Source organism: Isoptericola sp. NPDC056618, assembly GCF_042792715.1.
GTDB lineage: Bacteria > Actinomycetota > Actinomycetes > Actinomycetales > Cellulomonadaceae > Isoptericola > Isoptericola nanjingensis.
Genome location: NZ_JBHTVZ010000034.1, coordinates 1 through 18,375 on the forward strand (window position 1 = coordinate 1; position 18,375 = coordinate 18,375).

An 18,375-nucleotide genomic window follows, 5' to 3' on the forward strand; every position below is an offset into this window, starting at 1 on the left:
ACCGACCCTTCCAGCAAGCGATCTCTCGCGTCATCGGGTCCGATGACGCGAGAGATCGCTTGCTGGAAGGGGTGATCAGCGGCGGTCCTCCTTGAGGACGGCGAGCCGCTGCCGGTACTCGGCCTCGTCGATCTCTCCCCGGGCGTAGCGCTCGCCCAGGACGTCGACGCCGCCCGCACCGCCACGGGCCCACGGCGGGCCGTACCGCCGCGCGCGGCGGGCGACGAGGAACACGACGGTGGCGAAGAGCAGGAACCACAGGATCGGGAAGACGATCCACCAGCCCGGCCCGCCGCCGGCGGCGTACGGGTGCCCCATCTCGGCTGCGGAGGCGACCGCAGGGGCGGCGATCGCGGTGGCGGTGGTGAGCATCGAGGACTCCTCGTGACGGTGGGCCCGCCCGGTGCGAACCCGTCGCCACCACCGTCGCCCGGTGGGGTGGGCCCCGTCGTCAGCCCCTCGTGCCGACCTGCGTCGTCCCGTCGTGCCGCCCGCGCGGGCCCGCGTGCCCGTGCGGAGCGCGGGTCAGCCGGTCCAGCCGGGGCGCACGACGCCGCCCTCGTACGCCGCGACGACGAGCTGCGCGCGGTCGCGGGCACCCAGCTTCGCCATCACCCGGGAGACGTGCGTCTTGACGGTCGACTCGGACAGGTAGAGGGCGCGCGCGATGTCGTCGTTGGACAGGCCGCCGGCCACCTCGACGAGCACCTCGCGCTCGCGGGCCGTGAGGTCGTCGAGGCCGGGCGGCGGCGGCACGTCGCGGGTGGCGTCGGCGACCCGGGCGAGCAGGCGACGGGTGACGCCGGGGGACAGCAGGGCATCGCCGGCCGCCGCCACGCGTACCGCGCGTACGAGGTCGGCGGGCTCCGTGTCCTTGACGAGGAAGCCGCTCGCGCCGCCGCGGATGGCCTCGGCCACGTACTCGTCCAGCTCGAACGTCGTCACGACCACCACGTGCACGCCGCCAGCACCCGGGTCGGCGACGATGCGCCGGGTCGCCTCCAGCCCGTCCGCCCCGGGCATCCGCACGTCCATGAGCACGACGTCGGGCCGCAGCTGCAGCGCGAGGCGCACGGCCTCGTCGCCGGTCGCGGCCTCGCCCACGACGGTCATGTCGGCCTCGGCGTCCAGCAGCGCGCGGAAGCCGCCGCGCACCAGCGCCTGGTCGTCGGCGAGCAGCACCCGGATCATGCGTCCTCCTGCGTGGTGTCGGACGTGCGTGGTGCCCGGGGACGCTGAGCGTCTGACAGGTCGGCGGGCAGCGGGATCGTCGCGGCGACGGCGAACCCGCGTGCGGCGGGCCCGGCGGCGAGCGACCCGCCCGCGCCCTCGACCCGCTCGCGCATCCCGCGGAGCCCGTAACCGACTCCGTCCCCGTCGTGCGCACCGACCGGGCCGCCGTCGTCGTCCACCGTGACGCGCAGCAGGTCGTCGTCGCGGGCGACGCGCACGACGACGGTCCGCGCCCGCGGCGCGTGCCGGCCCACGTTGGTGAGCGACTCCTGCACCACGCGGTACGCCACGCCCGCGACGTGCCCGGGGACGGCCCCCGGCGGCCGCAGCGCCGGGTCGACGTCGAAGCGCACGGCCACGCCGCGGGCCCGCAGCGGCTCCGCCAGGCGGGGGAGGGCGGCGAAGTCCCAGGTGGGCGTGCGCGGCTCGGGGGCGTCGGTCGGCGGGGTGACGCCGTCGCCCTCTCCGCGGACGACGCCGAGCACGGCGCGCACCTCGTCGAGCGCGTCGCGGCTCGTGGTCTTGATGGACGCGAGCGCGGAGCGCGCCTGGTCGACGTCGCGGTCCAGGAGGTGCAGGCCGACGCCCGCCTGCACGTTGATCGCGGACAGGGAGTGGGCGAGCACGTCGTGCAGCTCGCGAGCGATGCGGAGGCGCTCGGTGGCGACGGCGGTCCGCTCCCGGTCCGCGCGGGCGGCCCGCCAGGCGGCGGCCCGCGCCAGCCGTTCGCGGACGCCCGTGGCGACCAGCAGGGCGACGGCGGTCCAGGCGGCACCGCCGAGCAGGCCGCCGACGCGGGAGCCGTCGTCGCGCAGGGCGGCCGCGCCCACCACGACGCCCCACATCAGCAGCGCCCCCGACCAGGCGACGACCCGCGCCCGGGCGGGGGGCCCGGTGAGGAGCACCATGACCAGGACGCCGACCGTGCCGCCCAGCGCCGGCCCCCAGGCGTAGCCGAGCGCGAGGTACGTGCCGACGGCTCCGACCGCGAGCAGCACCGCGAGGACCGGCCGCCGGGGCAGCGTGAGGAGCACGACCGGCCCGACGAGCGCGAGCAGCAGCCCCAGCGCGTCGACGTCGCGCGCCCCGGGCTGCCAGTGCGACGCCCCGAACGTCCCGACCGTCACGACGACGGCCAGCGCCACCGCGAGGAACAGCCGGGGGCGCCACCGGTCGAGCGGGCCGCGGTCCATGCCCGGCACGCTACGCCGCGGCGCCCTCCCGCGCGTCCGCCCGGGGTGCCGTACCGGGTCGTCCCGGGGGACCATCCGCCCCCGGGCGGGCACCCACCCGGGGCGTCGCCGGCCGGTCCCGGGCGAGCAGCACGGCGCCGAGGACCAGGGCGATGCCGAGCACCGCCGCCGGCGTCAGGGCCTCGCCCAGCACGACGACCGCGAGGACGGCGGCCCCCACGGGCTCCAGCAGCGAGAGCAGCGCCGCCGACGTGGCGCCGACGCCGCGCTGCAGCCCGGCGTAGAACGCCAGGTAGCCGACGGCGGTCTGCACGAGGGCGAGGAAGGCGAGCGTCCACCACGCGGTGGCGTCGAGGGAGCCGAGGGCGAGGCCTGCACCGGCTGCGGGCAGCAGCGACACGAGCCCCGCCAGCGTGAACGACGTCCCGAGCAGCGGGGCCGGGCCCAGCCCCGGCAGCACGCGCCGGTTGACCACGGTCGTCGCCGCGAACGCGACGGCGGCCACGAGCGCGAGGGCGAGGCCCCACGCCAGGTCCCGGGTCGTGCCCGCGACGGGGTGCACGCCGCTGACGAGCGCGAGCCCGACGACGGACGTCGCGAGCGCCGCGAGCACCGTGACGCGCGGGAGCCGGCGCGCGCGGACGGCGGAGCGGGCCGTCACGACCAGCGGCGCCGCGCCCAGGGCGACCACGGTCGCGACGGCGACGCCCACGTGCGCGACGGACTGGAAGTAGGCGGCCCCGAAGACGGCGGTGAGCGCGGCGGTGAGCGCGACGTGCCGGGCGGAGGCACGGGTCAGCGGGACGCGCCGGAGCTGCCCGGTGGCCGCGGTGACCGCGAGCACGGCCAGGCCGCCGCCGAGCAGGCGCAGCGCGGAGACCGCGGTGGGTGGCATCGCGCTGTGGGCGCCGATCGTCGCGGCCGCGACCCCGCCCGTGCCCCAGAGCAGCGCGCCCGCCGCGACGAGGGCGGCGCCGGCTCGGGCCGGGACGTGCCCGCGTACGGGTCGGGGCGGGAGGGTCGACGTCAGCACCGGCCCATCGTGCGCAGGAGCGGTGCTGCAGATCAATCGAAGTTCGCCGAGGTCTGCCTTAAGATTTTCCGATGCACCACGGTTCTCCGATGCACCTGGACCCGCGCCGGCTGTCCACCCTCCTCGCCGTGCACCGGTACGGCGGCATCGTGGCCGCCGGTGAGGCGCTCGGCGTCTCCCCGTCGGCGGTCTCGCAGCAGGTGGCGCGCCTCGAGGCGGAGTCCGGGCAGCGGCTCGTGGACCGGCAGCCGGCGGGGGCCGTCCTCACGCCCGCCGGCCGGCTGGTCGTCGCGGCGGCGGAGCGCATCGAGGCCGAGCTCACCGACACGCGTCGGGCCCTCGCGGAGCTCGCGGGCGAGCCGAGCGGGACGGTCGTCGTCGGGGCGTCGCCCACCCTGGTCGGCGGCCTCCTCGCGCCCCTCGCCGGGCGGCTGGCGCGCACCGCCCCCGGTCTCGACGTCCACCTGTGCCAGACGGAGGGGGAGGCCGCGCAGCGGGACCTGCGCCGCGGCGACCTCGACCTGATCCTCACCGAGACCGAGAGCGCCATCGGGCGGACCACCCCCGCGGGGATGCGCGACGTGCCGGTCCTGGACGAGCCGTGGCTGGTCGTGCTGCCCGCCGACCGCCCCGCGCCCGAGCGGCTGACCGACCTGCGGCACGCCACCTGGCTCGGGGCGGAACCGGGGCACGCCGCCGACCGCGCGGTGCAGCGCGCGCACGCCGCCTCGGGGGCGACGACGCCGCTGACGCACCGGTACGACGACTACGCGGTCGCCCTCGCGCTGGTCGCCGCCGACCTCGGCGTCGCCGTCGTCCCGGCGCTCGCGGCGGGGGACCTCCTGCCCGACGCCGTGCAGGTCGTCGCGCTGCCGGGGCTGGGGACGCGACAGATCGTCGCCCGGCACCGCACGACCGGCGGCGCGCCCGGGCCGGCGACCCTCGCCGTGCTCGACCAGGTGGTCGCCGCGGGCAGGTCCGTCGCGGCGGCCGTGACGGACGTCCGCGGGTAGCCGCCCGGGTGTCGGGGCCCGGCGCTACCGTCGTCGCGTGGTCACCGACCGAGCCGCGGGCGCGCCCGTACGGCTGACGCGAGACCAGGCCCGCCGCATCGCGGTGCGAGCCCAGCTGCTCGACGCCCACCGCCCGGACGACCTCCTCGCGACGGTCGACCACCTGATGGTGCTCCCGGTCGACCCGACCGCGGTCGTCGCACCCGCCGTCGACCTCGTGCCGTGGTCGAGGCTCGGCCGCGCGACGTGGCCCGGCGCCGTCGAGGACGCGCTCGCCGACCGGATGCTCTTCCGCCTCGGCGGCACGGTGCGGCCGACGGAGGACCTGCCCCTGTACCTCGAGCAGATGCGCCGGTGGCCGTTCGGGGACTGGCGCTCGAGCTGGTTCCACGACAACGCGCCGTTCCTCGACGACGTCCTGCGCCTGCTCGAGGCCGAGGGGCCGCTCGTCGCCCGCGACGTCCCGGACACCAGCGTGCGGCCCTGGCGCTCCTCCGGCTGGACCGGGCACCGCAACGTCACGCAGATGCTGGAGTTCGCGAGCCTGCACGGCGACGTCGCCGTCTGCGGGCGGAGGGGCCGCGACCGGCTGTGGGACCTGGCCGAGCGCGTGTACCCGGACGTCGAGCCGCTGCCGCGCCCGGAGGCGGCGCGCGCACGGGTCGCGCGCCGCGTGCGGGCGCGGGGGATCACCCAGGCCCGCCTGCCCGGTCTGCCGGGGGACGAGGACTACGTGGACCTGGCGGGCACGCCGGCCACGGTGGAGGGCACCGAGCGGACGTGGCTCGTGGACCCGGCGGCCCTCGACGCCGTCGACCAGCCGTTCGAGGGGCGCACCGCGGTGCTCTCGCCGTTCGACGCGCTCGTGCACGACCGCGTCCGGCTGCTGGAGGTCTTCGACTTCGACTACGTGCTCGAGATGTACAAGCCGCGCGACCGGCGCCGCTGGGGCTACTTCGCGCTGCCCGTGCTGCACGGGGACCGGTTCGTCGGCAAGGTCGACCCCACCGCCGACCGGGAGGCGGGCGTGCTCCGGGTGGACGCGATCCACGAGGACCTGCCGTTCGACCCCGACGTGTCGCAGGCGGTGCGTGCCGAGCTCGCGGACCTCGCCGCGTGGCTCGGGCTCGACGACGTCTCCCTCTGACCACTCCCTCCGACCGGTCCCCCGGACCGGGTCCGCACCGTCCGTCCGGCCCGGGCGGATGAGAGTCCTCTCATCGACGTCTCACCGCGGTCACGCGCGCGACCGCTCGGATGGCGACGTGCCGACCAGCCCCGCCCCGACCAGCCCCGCCCCGACCCGGCCCGCGGACCACCGCGCCTGGCTCGACCTGCTCACCGGTGACGAGGCGGAGGGCGTCCTGGGCGCGGCGCTCGCGGCCGACGGCGCCACGCTCGAGTCGTGGTCGGTGCGGCAGGTGCACGCGCGCCCCGGGGCCGAGGTGACCGTGGCGTACGACGTCGTGGCGGGGCGCGAGGTCGGTGGCCGCACGATCCGCGGGCCGGAGCACCTGTTCGCGACGAGCGCCCGCGCGTCCGCGTTCCGCCGCGCCCGCGGCGACCACCGGGACCGTACCGACGGTGCCGACCGTGCCGACCGTGCCGACCGGGACGGCGGCCTCGGCCCCGGCGTCGTGCGCCTCGACGACGGCGGGCGCTCGGTGCACGTGTGGCGCCACCCGCACGACCCGGCACTGCCCGGTCTGGCGGCGGGCAGCACGCCCGACCGGGTCGCGGAGCGGCTGCGGGCGACGGGCGCCCACGCCCCGCTGCTGTCCCTGGAGACGGTCACGTACCGGCCGCTGCGCCGGGCCGTGCTGCGGGCGCGCACCGCCGACGGCGCCGCGTACGTCAAGGTCGTGCGTCCGGCGCGCGTCGACGATCTCGTGCGGCGGCACGCGCTCTTCGCCGCGCGTCCGGGCGGCGTGGCCGCGCCGCGGGTCCGGTCCTGGTCCGCCGACGGCGTCGTCCTGCTCGACGAGGTGCCGGGGGAGTCCGTCGCGGAGCTCGTCGCGCGCACGCCTGCCGCCGACCAGCCCGCGTGCGTCGACCCGGCGGAGCTGCTGCGGGTCGCGACCTCGCTGCCGCGCGCAGGCCTCGCCCTGCCGCGCCGCCCGGCCTGGGCCGACCGGTCGGCCCACTACCTCGGCGCGCTCGCCATCGTGCACGGGGTCGACGCCGCCCGGCTCGCCGCGCTGCGCGAGGCGATCGGCACCGTCGTCGCCGCGGGCGACCCCGGCCCGCTCGTGGTGACGCACGGCGACCTGCACGCCGCCAACCTGCTGCTGGAGCCCGTCGTCGGCGCCGGGGACCACCCGCGCGTCGGAGCCGTGCTCGACGTCGACACGCTCGGCCCGGGGCACCTCGTCGACGACCTGGCGTGCGCCGTCGCCCACCTGGCGGTGCTGCCCTCGCTCGACCCGGCCGCGTACGCGGGCGTGGGCGGGCTGGTGGACCGCTGCCTCGACGTCTTCGGCCGCGCGGTGGAGCCGACCCTGCTCCGCGCCCGGGCGGCGTCCGTCGTCGTCTCGCTCGCCGCGGGTGCCGAGGACGCGGCGGCCGCCGGGGCGCTCCTCGACGTCGCCGAGCGCCTCGCCACGGACGCGGCCGCAGTCTGAGAACCCTCTCATCCACGCCTCCCGGCCCTCTCACGGTGGCCTCGGAGGCTGGGAACCAGTCGGCGGGAGAAGCCCGCCGGGAACCACGCACCACCCGCACCGACGAAGGAGCAGCACCATGAAGGCACGCAGCGCATGGATCGTCACCGGCGCGCTGGGCGCGGTCGGCCTGGGGGCCGGCGTCGCCGCGGCCCAGGGCACGTTCGACCGCACGCCGAGCGACGCGGTCGTGGCCGACGCCGTCCAGGTGGGCGACGACGGGGCCTCGTCGACGGCGTCGGCCACGGCGTCGTCCGCGAGCCCGTCGCCCGCGGCGGTGCAGAACGGCACGTCCATCACCACCGTGACGGCGGGATCGGTCGCCACGCCGACGACGACGCCCACGACGCAGACCGCGAACACGGCGCCGTCCGCCCAGTCCGCGCAGACCGCTCAGACGGCCCCGACCGCGCAGACCGCGGCGTCCCCGGTCAGCCCGGTGACCCCGCAGTCGGCGAAGACCGCCCCGACGGCGGCCTCCACGGACTGACCCCCCGGCAACGCATCGAGCGTGCTGAATTGGGTGACAAAAAACACCGGGGGGGGGTGGGTAAGCAACCGGGGGGGGGGGGGGGCCCGGGGGGGGGACGCGCGGGCCACCCCCCCCCCCGCGGGGCCCCCCCCCTGCCCCCCCCCCCCCAACCTGATCGCGTTTTCTTCAAACACAACAACCCCCTGGTCGTGAGGATCGATTCAGCACGCTCGATGCGTTGCGCCCGGGTTCAGGCCAGGCGGTACCCCATGCCGCGCACGGTGACGAACCGCTCGGCGCCGAGCTTGTTGCGCAGGTAGCGGACGTACACGTCCACCACGTTGGAGCCGGGGTCGAAGTCGTACCCCCACACACGCGAGAGCAGCTGCTCGCGGCTGAGCACCTGCCCGGCGTTGCGCAGGAACGCCTCGGCGAGCGCGAACTCGCGCGCGGACAGGTCCACCTCGACGCCGGCGGCGGTGGCCCGGCGGGTGCGCAGGTCGAGGCTGAGGTCGCCGTGGCTGAGCACCGTGACCTCGCCCGCCGGCTCGGCCCGCAGGCGCAGCCGGATGCGCGCCAGCAGCTCCTCGAAGCGGAACGGCTTGGGCATGTAGTCGTCGGCGCCGCCCTCGAGGCCGGCCACCGTGTCCGCCACGGAGGTGCGCGCGGTGAGGATGATGACCGGCAGGGTCACCTTGGCCTCGCGCAGCCGGCGCAGCACGGTGAACCCGTCCTGGTCGGGGAGCCCGAGGTCGAGCACCATGAGGTCGAAGTCGCCCGACGACGCGAGGTCGAACGCCTCCCGCGCGGTCGCGACCGTGGTGCTCGCGTAGCCGGAGGCGCGCAGCCCCTTGGCGACGAACGACGCGATCCGCGTCTCGTCCTCGGCGATGAGGATCTGGCTCACGTGGCGGGTCCTTCCCGGTCGGGGGCGGTGCGCGGGGGCAGCTCGGGCGTGGGGGCGGAGCGCGCGGTCGGCGCGGTCCGGCCGACCGGGGGCACGGCGCGGCCGGGGGTCGGGTCCGGGCCCGCGTCCGGTACGGGCAGCACCGGCACGACGACCGCGAACGTGGAGCCCCGGCCCGGGGCGGACTCGACCGTCACCTCGCCGCCGTGCCCCTCGGCGATGGCGGCGACGATCGCCAGGCCGAGCCCGGAGCCCTCCCGCCGCTCGCCGTCGTGCTCGCCGCGCGCGAAGCGGTCGAAGATGCGTTCCAGGTCGTCGGGCCCGATGCCGACGCCCTCGTCGCGCACCCACAGGCGCACGCGTGCGCCGTCCGGCGTCGTGCGCGACCCGATCGCCACCACGGAGCCGGGCGCGGAGAACTTCACCGCGTTGGCGGCGAGCTGCAGCCAGGCCTGGGTGAGGCGCTGCGCGTCCGCCATGGTGCGGGCGTCGGTGCGCGAGTCGACCAGCCAGGTGCGCTCGCCCAGCGTGCGCGCCTTGTCGAGCACGTCGTCGGTGAGCCGGCCCAGCTCCACCGGCGCCGGCCGCACGAAGTCGGGCTGCCCGACGGTCGCGAGGGTGACCAGGTCGTCGACGAGGCGGTGCATCCGGTCGAGCTCGTCGAGGGCGAGCACCCGCGTCTCGGCGGCGTCCGCGGGGTCGGCGGTGTCCATCAGCTCGAGGTGCCCGCGCACGATCGTCAGCGGGGTGCGCAGCTCGTGGCCGACGTCGTCGAGCAGGCGGCGCTGGGACTCGAACGAGCCCTCGAGCCGGTCGAGCATCCCGTTGAAGGCGCGGGTGAGGTGGGTGAGGTCGTCGTTGCCGGACTCCGGGATCCGGGCGGACAGGTCCGACTCGCCGATCTGCTGCGCGGTGCGCGCGAGCATCCGGATCGGTCGCAGCAGGCGCCCGGCGAGCAGCCACCCGACGACCCCCGTCACGAGCAGCGCGGCGAGCGCGACGAGGAGGTAGCCGCGGAAGACGGCCTGCGTCTCGGCGTGCTCGGCGTCCCGGTCGTAGGCGAGGACGAGGGCGGCGGGATCGCCCGACGCCGTCACCGGGGCGACGGGCGCGACGAGCACCCGGTAGTCGGTCGTCGAGGTGCCGATCGTGCGCAGCACGGCGGTCTCCGACGTGAGCAGCGGGGTCACCGCCGCGACGAGCTCGGGGTCGTCCTGCAGGTGCACCTCCACGGCCTGCTGGGAGACGAGCGGCCGCTTGCCGGTGCGCAGGCCGAGCACGCCCTCGTGCCGGGCGGGCACGTCGAGCTGGATGGCGGCGATCACCACCTCCTCCGCGGAGGAGAACGGGTCGCCGGTCACGGGGTCGACCCCGGACGCGCCCAGGGTCTGCAGCTCCTGCGCGCTCTCGGAGAGGTCGGCGTCGATGCGGTCGTCCACGTGGTCGTACGTGAGGAGGTACGCGGTGGCCCCGGCCAGCGCGAGCGCGAGCGCGGTGAGGGCGAGGAGGACGGCCAGGATGCGCGTGCGGACGGTGGGCCCGCCCTGGGGCCGCGGGGCTCGCGCCATCAGTCGTCCTTGTCCGTGTCGGGGGCGTCGTCATCGTCGTCCGGGCCGTCGTCGTCATCGTCGTCGGGCCCGTCGTCGTCATCGTCGTCGTCCGTGGGCGGGACGGGCGCGACGCCGCCGTCGTCGGACGTGCGCGTCGGCGTGGGCGAGGGGCTCCCGGACGGCGACGGCGTCGGGTCCCCGGACGGGTCGGGCGTCGGCGACGCCGGGTCGGGCGTGGGGGAGACGACCACCACGCCGCCCACGTCCCGGTCCTCGGGCTCGGACGACAGGGCGGCGGCGAGGACCCCGCCGATCAGCGCGACCAGCGCCACCCCGAGCACCCAGGGCACCGCGGCGCGCCACCGACGTCCGGACCGTTCAGCCATGCCCGGATCATCCCGCGGGCGGATGAGACGCAGATGAGAGCGCGTCGGCCCCGGCGCCCGCTCCCGGGTCCGGCGCCGCGAGCCAGGTGTCGATCTCGGCGAGCAGGCGGCGCCGCGTCCCCTCCGCGGCGCGGCTCGCGCGCACCGACGACCGCGCCAGGTCTGCCAGCTCGGCGTCGGTGAACCCGTGCACCTCGCGCGCGGCGACGTACTGGTCGAGCAGCCGGGAGGAGAAGAGCAGGGGGTCGTCCGCGCCGAGCGCGACGCGGGCCCCGGCCTCGACCAGGGGCCGCAGCGGCACCTGGGACGTGTCGGCGTAGACGCCGAGGCCGACGTTCGAGGCGGGGCACACCTCCAGGGCGACCTCGCGCTCCACGAGCTCGGCGAGCAGCGCCGGGTCCTCCCCGGCACGCACCCCGTGGCCCAGCCGGTCGGGGTGCAGGGCGTCGACGACGTCGCGCACGTGCGACGGCCCGAGCAGCTCGCCGCCGTGCGGCACCGACGCCAGGCCGGCGCGGCGCGCGATCCGGAACGCGGCGGCGAACTCCGCGGTGTCGCCGCGCCGCTCGTCGTTGCTCAGCCCGAAGCCCACCACCTCGCCGGGTCCCTCGCCCGCGTACCGGGCCGCGAGGCGGGCGAGCGTGCGTGCGTCCAGCGGGTGCCGCATCCGCGAGGCGGCCACGACCACCGCCACCTCGACGCCGTGCGCGGCGCTCGCGGCCCGCGCGGCGTCGAGCACGATCTCGACCGCCGGCGTGATGCCCCCGACGAACGGCGCGTACGACGTCGGGTCCACCTGGATCTCGAGCCGTCGCGACCCCTCGGCGGCGTCGTCCGCCGCGGCCTCGTCGACCAGGCGGCGCATGTCCGCCTCCGAGCGCACGCACGCGCGGGCCGCGTCGTAGAGGCGCTGGAAGCGGAACCAGCCGCGCTCGTCGGCCGGCACCCGCAGCGGGTCGCCGTCCAGCAGGGCGCCGGGCAGCCGCACGCCGTGCCCGACCGCCATGTCGCGGAGGGTGGGCACCCGCATCGACCCCGTGAAGTGCAGGTGCAGGTGGGCCTTGGGGAGCTTCGCCAGATCGCGCACGGCGCCAGTCTGCCCCGACTTCGCGGGCGACGGCCCGGTCAGGGCAGCCAGCCGCGCTCGCGGGCCACGGTCACGGCGGCCGTGCGGTCGTCGACGCCCAGCTTCGCGAACGCCCGCAGCAGGTGCGTCTTCACCGTGGCCTCCGCGATGAACAGCTCCCGCCCGACGGCGGCGTTGGACAGGCCGCGCGCCACCAGGCCCAGCACCTCGGCCTCGCGCGCGGTGGGCCGCTCCGCCGCGGTGCGCACGCTCGTCACGAGCCGGGTCGCGACGCCCGGCGCCAGCACCGTCTCGCCGCGCGCGGCGGCGCGCACGCCCGCCACGAGCTCGTCCCGCGGGGTGTCCTTGAGCAGGTAGCCCGTCGCCCCCGCCTCGACCGCGCGCAGGATGTCGGCGTCCGTGTCGTACGTCGTGAGGACGACGACGCTCGGCCCGGCGCCGCGCGACGCCCCGACGATGCGCGCCGTCGCGCCCACGCCGTCGAGGCGCGGCATGCGCAGGTCCATGAGCACGACGTCGGGCGCCAGCTCGCCGGCCAGCGCCACCGCCACCTCGCCGTCCGGGGCCTCGCCCACCACCTCGACGTCGGGCTCGCCGTCGAGCATCCCGATGATCCCCGAGCGCACCACCGGGTGGTCGTCGGCGACCAGCACGCGCACCGTCGCGCCCGTCCCCGGGCCCGTCACGCCGCACCGCCCGAGACCGGCACGTGCACCTCGACGCGCGTGCCGCCGCCCTCGCCGGGCTCGACGGCGAGAGTGCCGCCCACCGCGGACACCCGCTCGCGCATCCCGGCCAGCCCGAGCCCGTCGACCTGGCCGGGCGGCAGGCCGCGGCCGTCGTCGGTCACCTCGAGCCGGACGTCGGGCGCCCCGAAGTCGGCGTCGCGCGTCAGCCGGATCGTCACGCTCCGGGCCCCGGCGTGCCGCCGCACGTTCGCCAGGGCCTCCTGCGCCGCGCGCAGCAGCACCACGTCGGCGGCCGCGTGGCCGGTGGCGCCGCCGGCGCGGGCCGGGGCCGTCGCGCCGGCCACGTCCAGCAGCACGGGCGTGCCCGTCTCGGCGGTGAACCGGTCGGCCAGCCGGCGCAGCGCCTCGGCGAGCGTCGAGCCCTGCAGGGGCACGGGCGCGAACGCGGCGACGAGTGCGCGGGCCTCCGCGAGGTTGTCCCGCGCGGTCTGCTCCACGACCACGAGCCGCTCGCGGGCACGGTCCTGCTCGCCCCGGTCGAGGGCCGCCGTCGCCGCCTGCGCCTGCGTCACGACGCTCGTGAAGCCCTGAGCCAGCGTGTCGTGGATCTCCCGGGCGATGCGCTCGCGCTCCGCCGTCACGCCCGCGGCGTGGTGCGACTCCGCGAGCTCCGCCTGGGCCCGGCGCAGCTCGTGCAGCAGGCGAGCGCGCTCCTCCGAGCGGCGCATCGTCGCGGCGAACCAGAGCCCGAGCAGCACGGAGAACGCGATCGCGATGCCCATCTGCGGTGCGGCCTCGATCAGCGTCGGGACGTCGAACCCCTGCTGGGCCGCGATGGCGAACGTGGTCGCGACGCCGAGCGCGACGCTCGCCACGACGGCGCGGCGCGGCGGCTCCAGGAGCATCCAGAGCTGCGTGAACGACGCGAACAGCAGGAACGTGGCCAGGCCGCCCTGGGCGACGGCGACCGCGGTCGCCACGATCAGCACGACCGTGTAGGCCAGCGCCCGACGCTGGTCGCGGCTGCGCGCCGCGGGGGCGCCCCACACCGCGTACGCGACGAGCATCACCGCCATCGCCGCGTACGCGGTCCACAGCCCGCGGGCGTCGGTGTCCCCGCCGAGCGCCATCGCCGAGGCGGTGAGCAGCACGATGAGCACGAACCCGACGTCCCACCACACGACCTGCCGGTCCCAGGGGTCGGCCGTCACCCGGGCGAGCTCGTCGTCGGCCCCGGGGTCCGCCGCGGTGCCGCCCCCCGTGCCGGGGGCGTCGTCAGCCGTCGTCACGGCGCCGCCACCGGAAGGTGCGCACCCCGACGACGAGCCCCACGATCAGCCATGCGACCAGTACAGCAGCGGTCGCGGGGTGCTGCCAGGACCCGCTCGTCTCGAGCGCGGCCATCTCCTCCGGGAGGAACACGGACCGCATGCCCTGCGCGATCCACTTGAGGGGGAACACCGAGGCGAGGGTCTGCATCCATCCCGGCAGGGCGAAGAACGCGAAGAACACGCCCGAGATGAACTGCAGCACCAGCACGACCGGCGTCACGACGGCGCTCGCGGACCGGCCCGACCGCGGCAGGGACGAGAACCCGACGCCGCAGACCGTGCCGGTGGCGGCGCCGAGCGCGAACACCCAGGCGAACGTGACCCAGCGGCCGGCGTCGGTGGGCAGCGGGACGTCGAAGGCGAGGGCCGCGACGGCAAGCAGCAGGGCCGTCTGCACGACCGACGTCGCGAGCGTCAGCGCCACCTTGCCGCCCACGTACGCGGTCACCGGCAGGGGAGTGGCCCGCAGGCGGCGCAGCGTGCCGTCGTCGCGCTCCACGGCGATGGAGACGGCCAGCGACTGGAAGCTGGTGAGCATGATGCCGGTCGCGACCATGCCGGGCAGGAAGTACTGGGCGAAGCCGATCTGCGCGACCTCGGTGCCCTGGTCCTCGCTCCCGAACACCGACGCGAAGATCGCCAGCATGACGATCGGGTAGGCGAACACGAAGACCACGGCGTCGCGCTCGCGCCAGAACTGGCGCAGCTCCACGCCCGCCCGCACCAGGGTGAGCCGGGCGATACCGGGCAGCCGCCCGCCCCTGCCCACCCAGGCCGCCGTCGCGACGGCCGGGCCCGTCGGCCCGTCGGCCCGGCGTGTCGAGACCTGGTCCGTGGTGCTCATCGGTCGTCCTCCGAGGTCAGCAGCCCCAGGTAGACGTCCTCGAGGCTGGGGCGGGTGATGCACAGGTCGGCGACCTCACCGTCGGCGCCGGCGACGGTCGCCATCAGGTGCGCGGCGAACGCGGTCGGGGCGTCGGTGCGCTCGGCGTGCGGGGCGCCGTCGGCGGTCCAGGTCACCAGGGGGGTGCGCGCGTCGGGGCCGCCGAGCGTCTCCGGCGTCCCCTCCGCGACGACGCGCCCGTCGCGCACGACGGCGACGCGGTCGGCCAGGTGCGCGGCCTCGGCGAGGTCGTGCGTGGTGAGCAGGATGGTCGTGCCGGCGTCCCGCAGGCGCAGGACGAGGTCCCAGAACGTGCGCCGGGCCTGCGGGTCGAACCCCGTCGTCGGCTCGTCGAGGAAGAGCAGCTCCGGGTGGCCGACGACGCCGAGCGCGACGTCGAGCCGGCGCCGCTGCCCGCCCGACAGGGAGCGCACCCGTGCGCTCGCCTTGGGCGCGAGGCCCACGGCCTCGACGACCTCGTCGGGGTCGCGGGGCGCCGGGAAGTAGCGGGCGGTGGAGCGCACGGACTCCGCGACGGTGAGCTCGGCCTGGTCGCGCGAGTCCTGCGCGACGACGCCGAGCCGCGCCCGCCACGCGCGCCCGCCCCGGGCGGGGTCCTCGCCGAGCACGCGCACCTCGCCGCCGTCGCGGTCGCGGAAGCCCTCGAGGATCTCGATCGTCGTCGTCTTGCCCGCGCCGTTGGGGCCGAGCACGGCGACGATCTCGCCCGTCGCGAGGTCGAGGTCCAGCCCGTCGACCGCCTGCTTGGCCCCGTAGCGCTTCGCGAGCCCGCGGACGCGGACGGCGGCGCCGGAGGCGCCCGGTGCGCCGGGGGAGGGATCGCCGGGACGCCCGCGAGGGTCGGCCGGCGGGGGAGCCGGGGAGGGTGTCGTCGTCGAGGTCATGCGTCGAGCGTCGCCCTCGCGGCGGGTCCTGCGGGAGCCTCGGACGACGGGACCGGGCGTCCACCGATCGGTGGACGGCGTGCGGCCGGGGCCGGGGTTCGGGCGGTGGTGCGGGCGTGGTGCGGGCGTGGTTCGACCCAGCCCTCCGCGTCGCGTACAGTTGTCCCTCGGTGGTTGATGCCCGCCAAGATCGAACGCGCCCTTCCGGGGTGCTTCGAGCGTGGCGACAGGGGCGTCGAGCACGAAGGGTAGTGGCGCAATTGGTAGCGCAGCGGTCTCCAAAACCGCAGGTTGCAGGTTCGAGTCCTGTCTACCCTGCCAGCGTGATCCCCCGCGGGGCCGCGCGCAGCGGGGCCATCCGCATGACCCCGGAACGCCAGGAGTCAGTGCCGTGGGTGCGTCGCCGGCAGGTGGCGCGGCCGCGGCGGGAACGCGAAACGGGGTAGACGAGTGAGCGAGTCACCGGCTGAGGCCGTGGGGACGCCCGGCGGTGGCAGGTCCACCACCGGCAAGCGCCCGAACCTGTTCGCGCGCATCGCGCTCTTCGTGCGCCAGGTCGTCGCGGAGCTCCGCAAGGTCGTGACCCCGACCCGCTCGGAGCTGGTCAACTACACGATCGTGGTTCTGGTGTTCGTCACCGTGGTCATGCTGTTCGTGGTGGCCCTCGACTGGGTCATCGGACTGGGCGTCCTCGCCCTCTTCGGCGACTGACCTCGGCCCGCCGCCGGACGCCCGCCCCCGAAGCAAGCAGATTCCAGAAAGCAGGTTCGTTCGTGTCCCAGGATCCGCTGGACCAGACGGAGAACGTCGACCCCACCCAGCCCGACGCCGACGGCGCCGCGGCTGACCTCGACGTGCCCGCGGACCCCGCCACGGACGCGGCGCCCGAGGAGGCCGTCGAGGACTCCGCCGACGAGACCGACGCCGAGGACACCGAAGCCGAGGACTCCGACGCCGACGAGGCCGCCGAGGACGAGCGCCCGGCGGACGCCGACGGCGACGTCGTCGAGGACCCGGCCGAGGAGTTCCGCCGCACCCTGCGCTCGCAGCTCGGCGACTGGTACGTCATCCACTCGTACGCCGGGTACGAGAACCGTGTGAAGGCCAACCTGGAGAACCGCATCCAGAGCCTGAACATGGAGGACTACATCTTCCAGATCGAGGTCCCCATGGAGGAGGTGACCGAGATCAAGAACGCGCAGAAGAAGACCGTCCGCCGCGTCCGCATCCCCGGTTACGTCCTCGTGCGCATGGACCTCACGGACGAGTCGTGGGGCGCCGTGCGCCACACGCCGGGCGTCACCGGCTTCGTCGGCCACACGCACCAGCCCGTGCCGCTGACGCTCGACGAGGTCTACTCGATGCTGGCGCCGGTGTTCGTCGAGGCCGCCCCCGAGGCCGGCAAGGCCGCCGCGGCGTCGTCGGGCGCGACGGCGAAGGCCCCGGTCGAGGTCGACTTCGAGGTCGGCGAGTCGGTCACCGTCACGGACGGCCCGTTCGACACGCTGCCGGCCACGATCTCCGAGATCAACGCCGAGGCCCAGAAGCTCCAGGTCCTCGTCTCCATCTTCGGCCGGGAGACCCCGGTCGAGCTGTCGTTCAACCAGGTCGCCAAGATCTGACGGACGCGGTACTGCAACCGGGTCATCGCCCACGGCGTCGGCCCACGAACAAGAAAGACAGGGAAGAGTCATGCCTCCCAAGAAGAAGGTCTCCGGCCTCATCAAGCTCCAGATCAAGGCCGGTGCGGCCACGCCCGCCCCGCCGATCGGCCCCGCGCTCGGTCAGCACGGCGTGAACATCATGGAGTTCTGCAAGGCCTACAACGCGGCCACGGAGTCGCAGCGCGGCAACGTCGTCCCCGTCGAGATCACCGTGTACGAGGACCGCTCGTTCACGTTCATCACGAAGACGCCGCCGGCCGCCGAGCTCATCAAGAAGGCCGCCGGTGTGGCCAAGGGCTCCGCGACCCCGCACACCGTCAAGGTCGCGCAGCTCAGCCAGGACCAGGTCCGCGAGATCGCACAGACCAAGCTCCAGGACCTCAACGCGAACGACATCGACGCCGCGATGAAGATCGTCGCCGGCACCGCTCGTTCGATGGGCATCACCGTCGCGGAGTGATCCGCGACCGGGCCGCCCGCGCCTGACCGGATCCGTCCGGTCCGGCCCGGGCGGCTCGGACCAAGTCCCGGCGAACGACGTCGGGCACGTGGCAGGGTCCGCGCGGACCCGCTCACCACGACTGCAGAAGGAGAAGCAGATGGCAACGCGCAGCAAGGCGTACCGCGCCGCGGCCGAGAAGATCGACCGCGAGAACCTGTACAGCCCCCTCGAGGCGGTCCGCCTCGCCAAGGAGACCGCGACGGTCAAGTACGACGCGACCGTCGAGGTCGCGTTCCGCCTGGGCGTCGACCCCCGCAAGGCCGACCAGATGGTCCGCGGCACGGTCAACCTGCCGCACGGCACCGGCAAGACGGCCCGCGTGATCGTCTTCGCGAACGCCGCCAAGGCCGAGGAGGCCGTGGCGGCCGGCGCCGACGAGGTCGGCGGCGACGACCTGATCGCCAAGGTCGCGGCCGGCTACACCGACTTCGACGCCGCCGTGGCGACGCCGGACCTCATGGGCAAGGTCGGTCGTCTGGGCAAGGTGCTGGGCCCCCGTGGTCTCATGCCGAACCCGAAGACCGGCACCGTGACGATGGACGTGACCAAGGCCGTGTCCGACATCAAGGGCGGCAAGATCGAGTTCCGCGTCGACAAGCACTCGAACCTGCACTTCATCATCGGCAAGGCGTCCTTCGACGAGAAGGCGCTGGTGGAGAACTACGCCGCCGCGCTCGACGAGGTCCTGCGTCTCAAGCCGACGTCCTCGAAGGGCCGGTACATCACCAAGGCCACGATGACGACGACGATGGGCCCGGGCATCCCGCTCGACCAGTCGCGCACCTCGAAGCTGCTCGAGGAGGCGTGATCCCGACAGGGACCCGCTGAACCACCGCCGACGGCCCGGCACCCGGGGGGGGGCCGGGC

At 76.0% G+C, this 18,375-nt stretch carries 20 protein-coding genes and 1 tRNA gene; 9 read left to right on the forward strand and 12 right to left on the reverse strand.

What is annotated here, in order from left to right; all coding sequences use genetic code 11:
• Window positions 1-75: 75 nt before the first annotated feature.
• The 4 genes from ACFQ8T_RS21460 to ACFQ8T_RS21475 all read right to left on the reverse strand — a co-directional run bounded on the left by ACFQ8T_RS21460 (window position 76) and on the right by ACFQ8T_RS21475 (window position 3,459).
• Window positions 76-372: an SHOCT domain-containing protein gene (locus tag ACFQ8T_RS21460; protein ID WP_430548480.1), complete on the reverse strand. Its 297-nt coding sequence runs from the start codon at window positions 370-372 to the stop codon at window positions 76-78.
• A 153-nt stretch (window positions 373-525) separates the two neighbouring features.
• A complete protein-coding gene (locus ACFQ8T_RS21465) occupies window positions 526-1,191 on the reverse strand; it encodes a response regulator (protein WP_430548481.1) in 666 nt (221 codons plus the stop codon).
• Entirely contained in the window at window positions 1,188-2,426 is a 1,239-nt protein-coding gene (locus ACFQ8T_RS21470) for a sensor histidine kinase (protein ID WP_430548482.1), read from the reverse strand. Before ACFQ8T_RS21470 ends, ACFQ8T_RS21465 begins: the two co-directional genes overlap by 4 nt.
• A 10-nt stretch (window positions 2,427-2,436) precedes the next feature.
• Window positions 2,437-3,459 carry a DMT family transporter gene (locus ACFQ8T_RS21475; protein ID WP_430548483.1) on the reverse strand — a complete coding sequence of 341 codons (1,023 nt, stop codon included), beginning with the start codon at window positions 3,457-3,459 and terminating at the stop codon, window positions 2,437-2,439.
• A 71-nt stretch (window positions 3,460-3,530) separates the two neighbouring features.
• On the opposite strand from ACFQ8T_RS21475, the gene ACFQ8T_RS21480 reads away from it, so the two are divergent.
• The 4 genes from ACFQ8T_RS21480 (at window position 3,531) to ACFQ8T_RS21495 (ending at window position 7,622) form a co-directional block, all read left to right on the forward strand.
• Window positions 3,531-4,472 (forward strand): LysR family transcriptional regulator, encoded by a 942-nt coding sequence (locus tag ACFQ8T_RS21480; protein ID WP_430548484.1) that lies wholly within the window; start codon window positions 3,531-3,533, stop codon window positions 4,470-4,472.
• 37 nt (window positions 4,473-4,509) lie between these two features.
• Window positions 4,510-5,619, forward strand: a complete 1,110-nt coding sequence (locus ACFQ8T_RS21485; protein WP_430548485.1) for a DNA glycosylase AlkZ-like family protein — start codon at window positions 4,510-4,512, stop codon at window positions 5,617-5,619.
• 118 nt (window positions 5,620-5,737) lie between these two features.
• The gene (locus ACFQ8T_RS21490) at window positions 5,738-7,093 is read left to right on the forward strand and encodes a phosphotransferase (protein WP_430548486.1); all 1,356 of its coding nucleotides are present in this window, start codon (window positions 5,738-5,740) and stop codon (window positions 7,091-7,093) included.
• A gap of 118 nt (window positions 7,094-7,211) precedes the next feature.
• Window positions 7,212-7,622 (forward strand): hypothetical protein, encoded by a 411-nt coding sequence (locus ACFQ8T_RS21495; protein WP_430548487.1) that lies wholly within the window; start codon window positions 7,212-7,214, stop codon window positions 7,620-7,622.
• A 232-nt stretch (window positions 7,623-7,854) separates the two neighbouring features.
• Here the strand turns inward: ACFQ8T_RS21495 and ACFQ8T_RS21500 are convergent, their stop codons facing one another.
• The 8 genes from ACFQ8T_RS21500 to ACFQ8T_RS21535 are packed head-to-tail and all read right to left on the reverse strand — an operon-like array spanning window position 7,855 to window position 15,342.
• Window positions 7,855-8,511 carry a response regulator transcription factor gene (locus tag ACFQ8T_RS21500; RefSeq protein WP_429764814.1) on the reverse strand — a complete coding sequence of 219 codons (657 nt, stop codon included), beginning with the start codon at window positions 8,509-8,511 and terminating at the stop codon, window positions 7,855-7,857.
• The gene (locus ACFQ8T_RS21505) at window positions 8,508-10,079 is read right to left on the reverse strand and encodes a sensor histidine kinase (RefSeq protein WP_430548488.1); all 1,572 of its coding nucleotides are present in this window, start codon (window positions 10,077-10,079) and stop codon (window positions 8,508-8,510) included. Before ACFQ8T_RS21505 ends, ACFQ8T_RS21500 begins: the two co-directional genes overlap by 4 nt.
• The gene (locus ACFQ8T_RS21510; RefSeq protein WP_430548489.1) at window positions 10,079-10,447 is read right to left on the reverse strand and encodes a hypothetical protein; all 369 of its coding nucleotides are present in this window, start codon (window positions 10,445-10,447) and stop codon (window positions 10,079-10,081) included. The genes ACFQ8T_RS21505 and ACFQ8T_RS21510 overlap by 1 nt, the downstream gene beginning before the upstream one ends.
• A gap of 7 nt (window positions 10,448-10,454) precedes the next feature.
• Window positions 10,455-11,534, reverse strand: a complete 1,080-nt coding sequence (locus ACFQ8T_RS21515) for an adenosine deaminase (RefSeq protein ID WP_430548490.1) — start codon at window positions 11,532-11,534, stop codon at window positions 10,455-10,457.
• Between the two features lie 38 nt (window positions 11,535-11,572).
• Window positions 11,573-12,220: a response regulator gene (locus ACFQ8T_RS21520; RefSeq protein ID WP_430548491.1), complete on the reverse strand. Its 648-nt coding sequence runs from the start codon at window positions 12,218-12,220 to the stop codon at window positions 11,573-11,575.
• Window positions 12,217-13,512 (reverse strand): sensor histidine kinase, encoded by a 1,296-nt coding sequence (locus ACFQ8T_RS21525; RefSeq protein WP_430548492.1) that lies wholly within the window; start codon window positions 13,510-13,512, stop codon window positions 12,217-12,219. Before ACFQ8T_RS21525 ends, ACFQ8T_RS21520 begins: the two co-directional genes overlap by 4 nt.
• Entirely contained in the window at window positions 13,499-14,398 is a 900-nt protein-coding gene (locus tag ACFQ8T_RS21530) for an ABC transporter permease (protein WP_430548493.1), read from the reverse strand. Before ACFQ8T_RS21530 ends, ACFQ8T_RS21525 begins: the two co-directional genes overlap by 14 nt.
• Window positions 14,395-15,342: an ABC transporter ATP-binding protein gene (locus tag ACFQ8T_RS21535; protein ID WP_430548494.1), complete on the reverse strand. Its 948-nt coding sequence runs from the start codon at window positions 15,340-15,342 to the stop codon at window positions 14,395-14,397. The genes ACFQ8T_RS21530 and ACFQ8T_RS21535 overlap by 4 nt, the downstream gene beginning before the upstream one ends.
• A 245-nt stretch (window positions 15,343-15,587) precedes the next feature.
• Here ACFQ8T_RS21535 and ACFQ8T_RS21540 point away from each other — a divergent pair.
• The 5 genes from ACFQ8T_RS21540 (at window position 15,588) to rplA (ending at window position 18,316) form a co-directional block, all read left to right on the forward strand.
• A tRNA-Trp gene (locus tag ACFQ8T_RS21540) sits at window positions 15,588-15,663 on the forward strand.
• A 129-nt stretch (window positions 15,664-15,792) separates the two neighbouring features.
• The gene (secE, locus tag ACFQ8T_RS21545) at window positions 15,793-16,053 is read left to right on the forward strand and encodes a preprotein translocase subunit SecE (protein ID WP_430548495.1); all 261 of its coding nucleotides are present in this window, start codon (window positions 15,793-15,795) and stop codon (window positions 16,051-16,053) included.
• Window positions 16,054-16,115: 62 nt separating this feature from the next.
• Complete coding sequence (gene nusG / locus ACFQ8T_RS21550) at window positions 16,116-16,964, forward strand: transcription termination/antitermination protein NusG (protein ID WP_430548496.1); 849 nt, start codon at window positions 16,116-16,118, stop codon at window positions 16,962-16,964.
• A 70-nt stretch (window positions 16,965-17,034) separates the two neighbouring features.
• A complete protein-coding gene (gene rplK / locus ACFQ8T_RS21555) occupies window positions 17,035-17,466 on the forward strand; it encodes a 50S ribosomal protein L11 (RefSeq protein WP_430548497.1) in 432 nt (143 codons plus the stop codon).
• A gap of 139 nt (window positions 17,467-17,605) precedes the next feature.
• The gene (gene rplA / locus ACFQ8T_RS21560) at window positions 17,606-18,316 is read left to right on the forward strand and encodes a 50S ribosomal protein L1 (RefSeq protein ID WP_430548498.1); all 711 of its coding nucleotides are present in this window, start codon (window positions 17,606-17,608) and stop codon (window positions 18,314-18,316) included.
• Window positions 18,317-18,375: the final 59 nt, after the last annotated feature.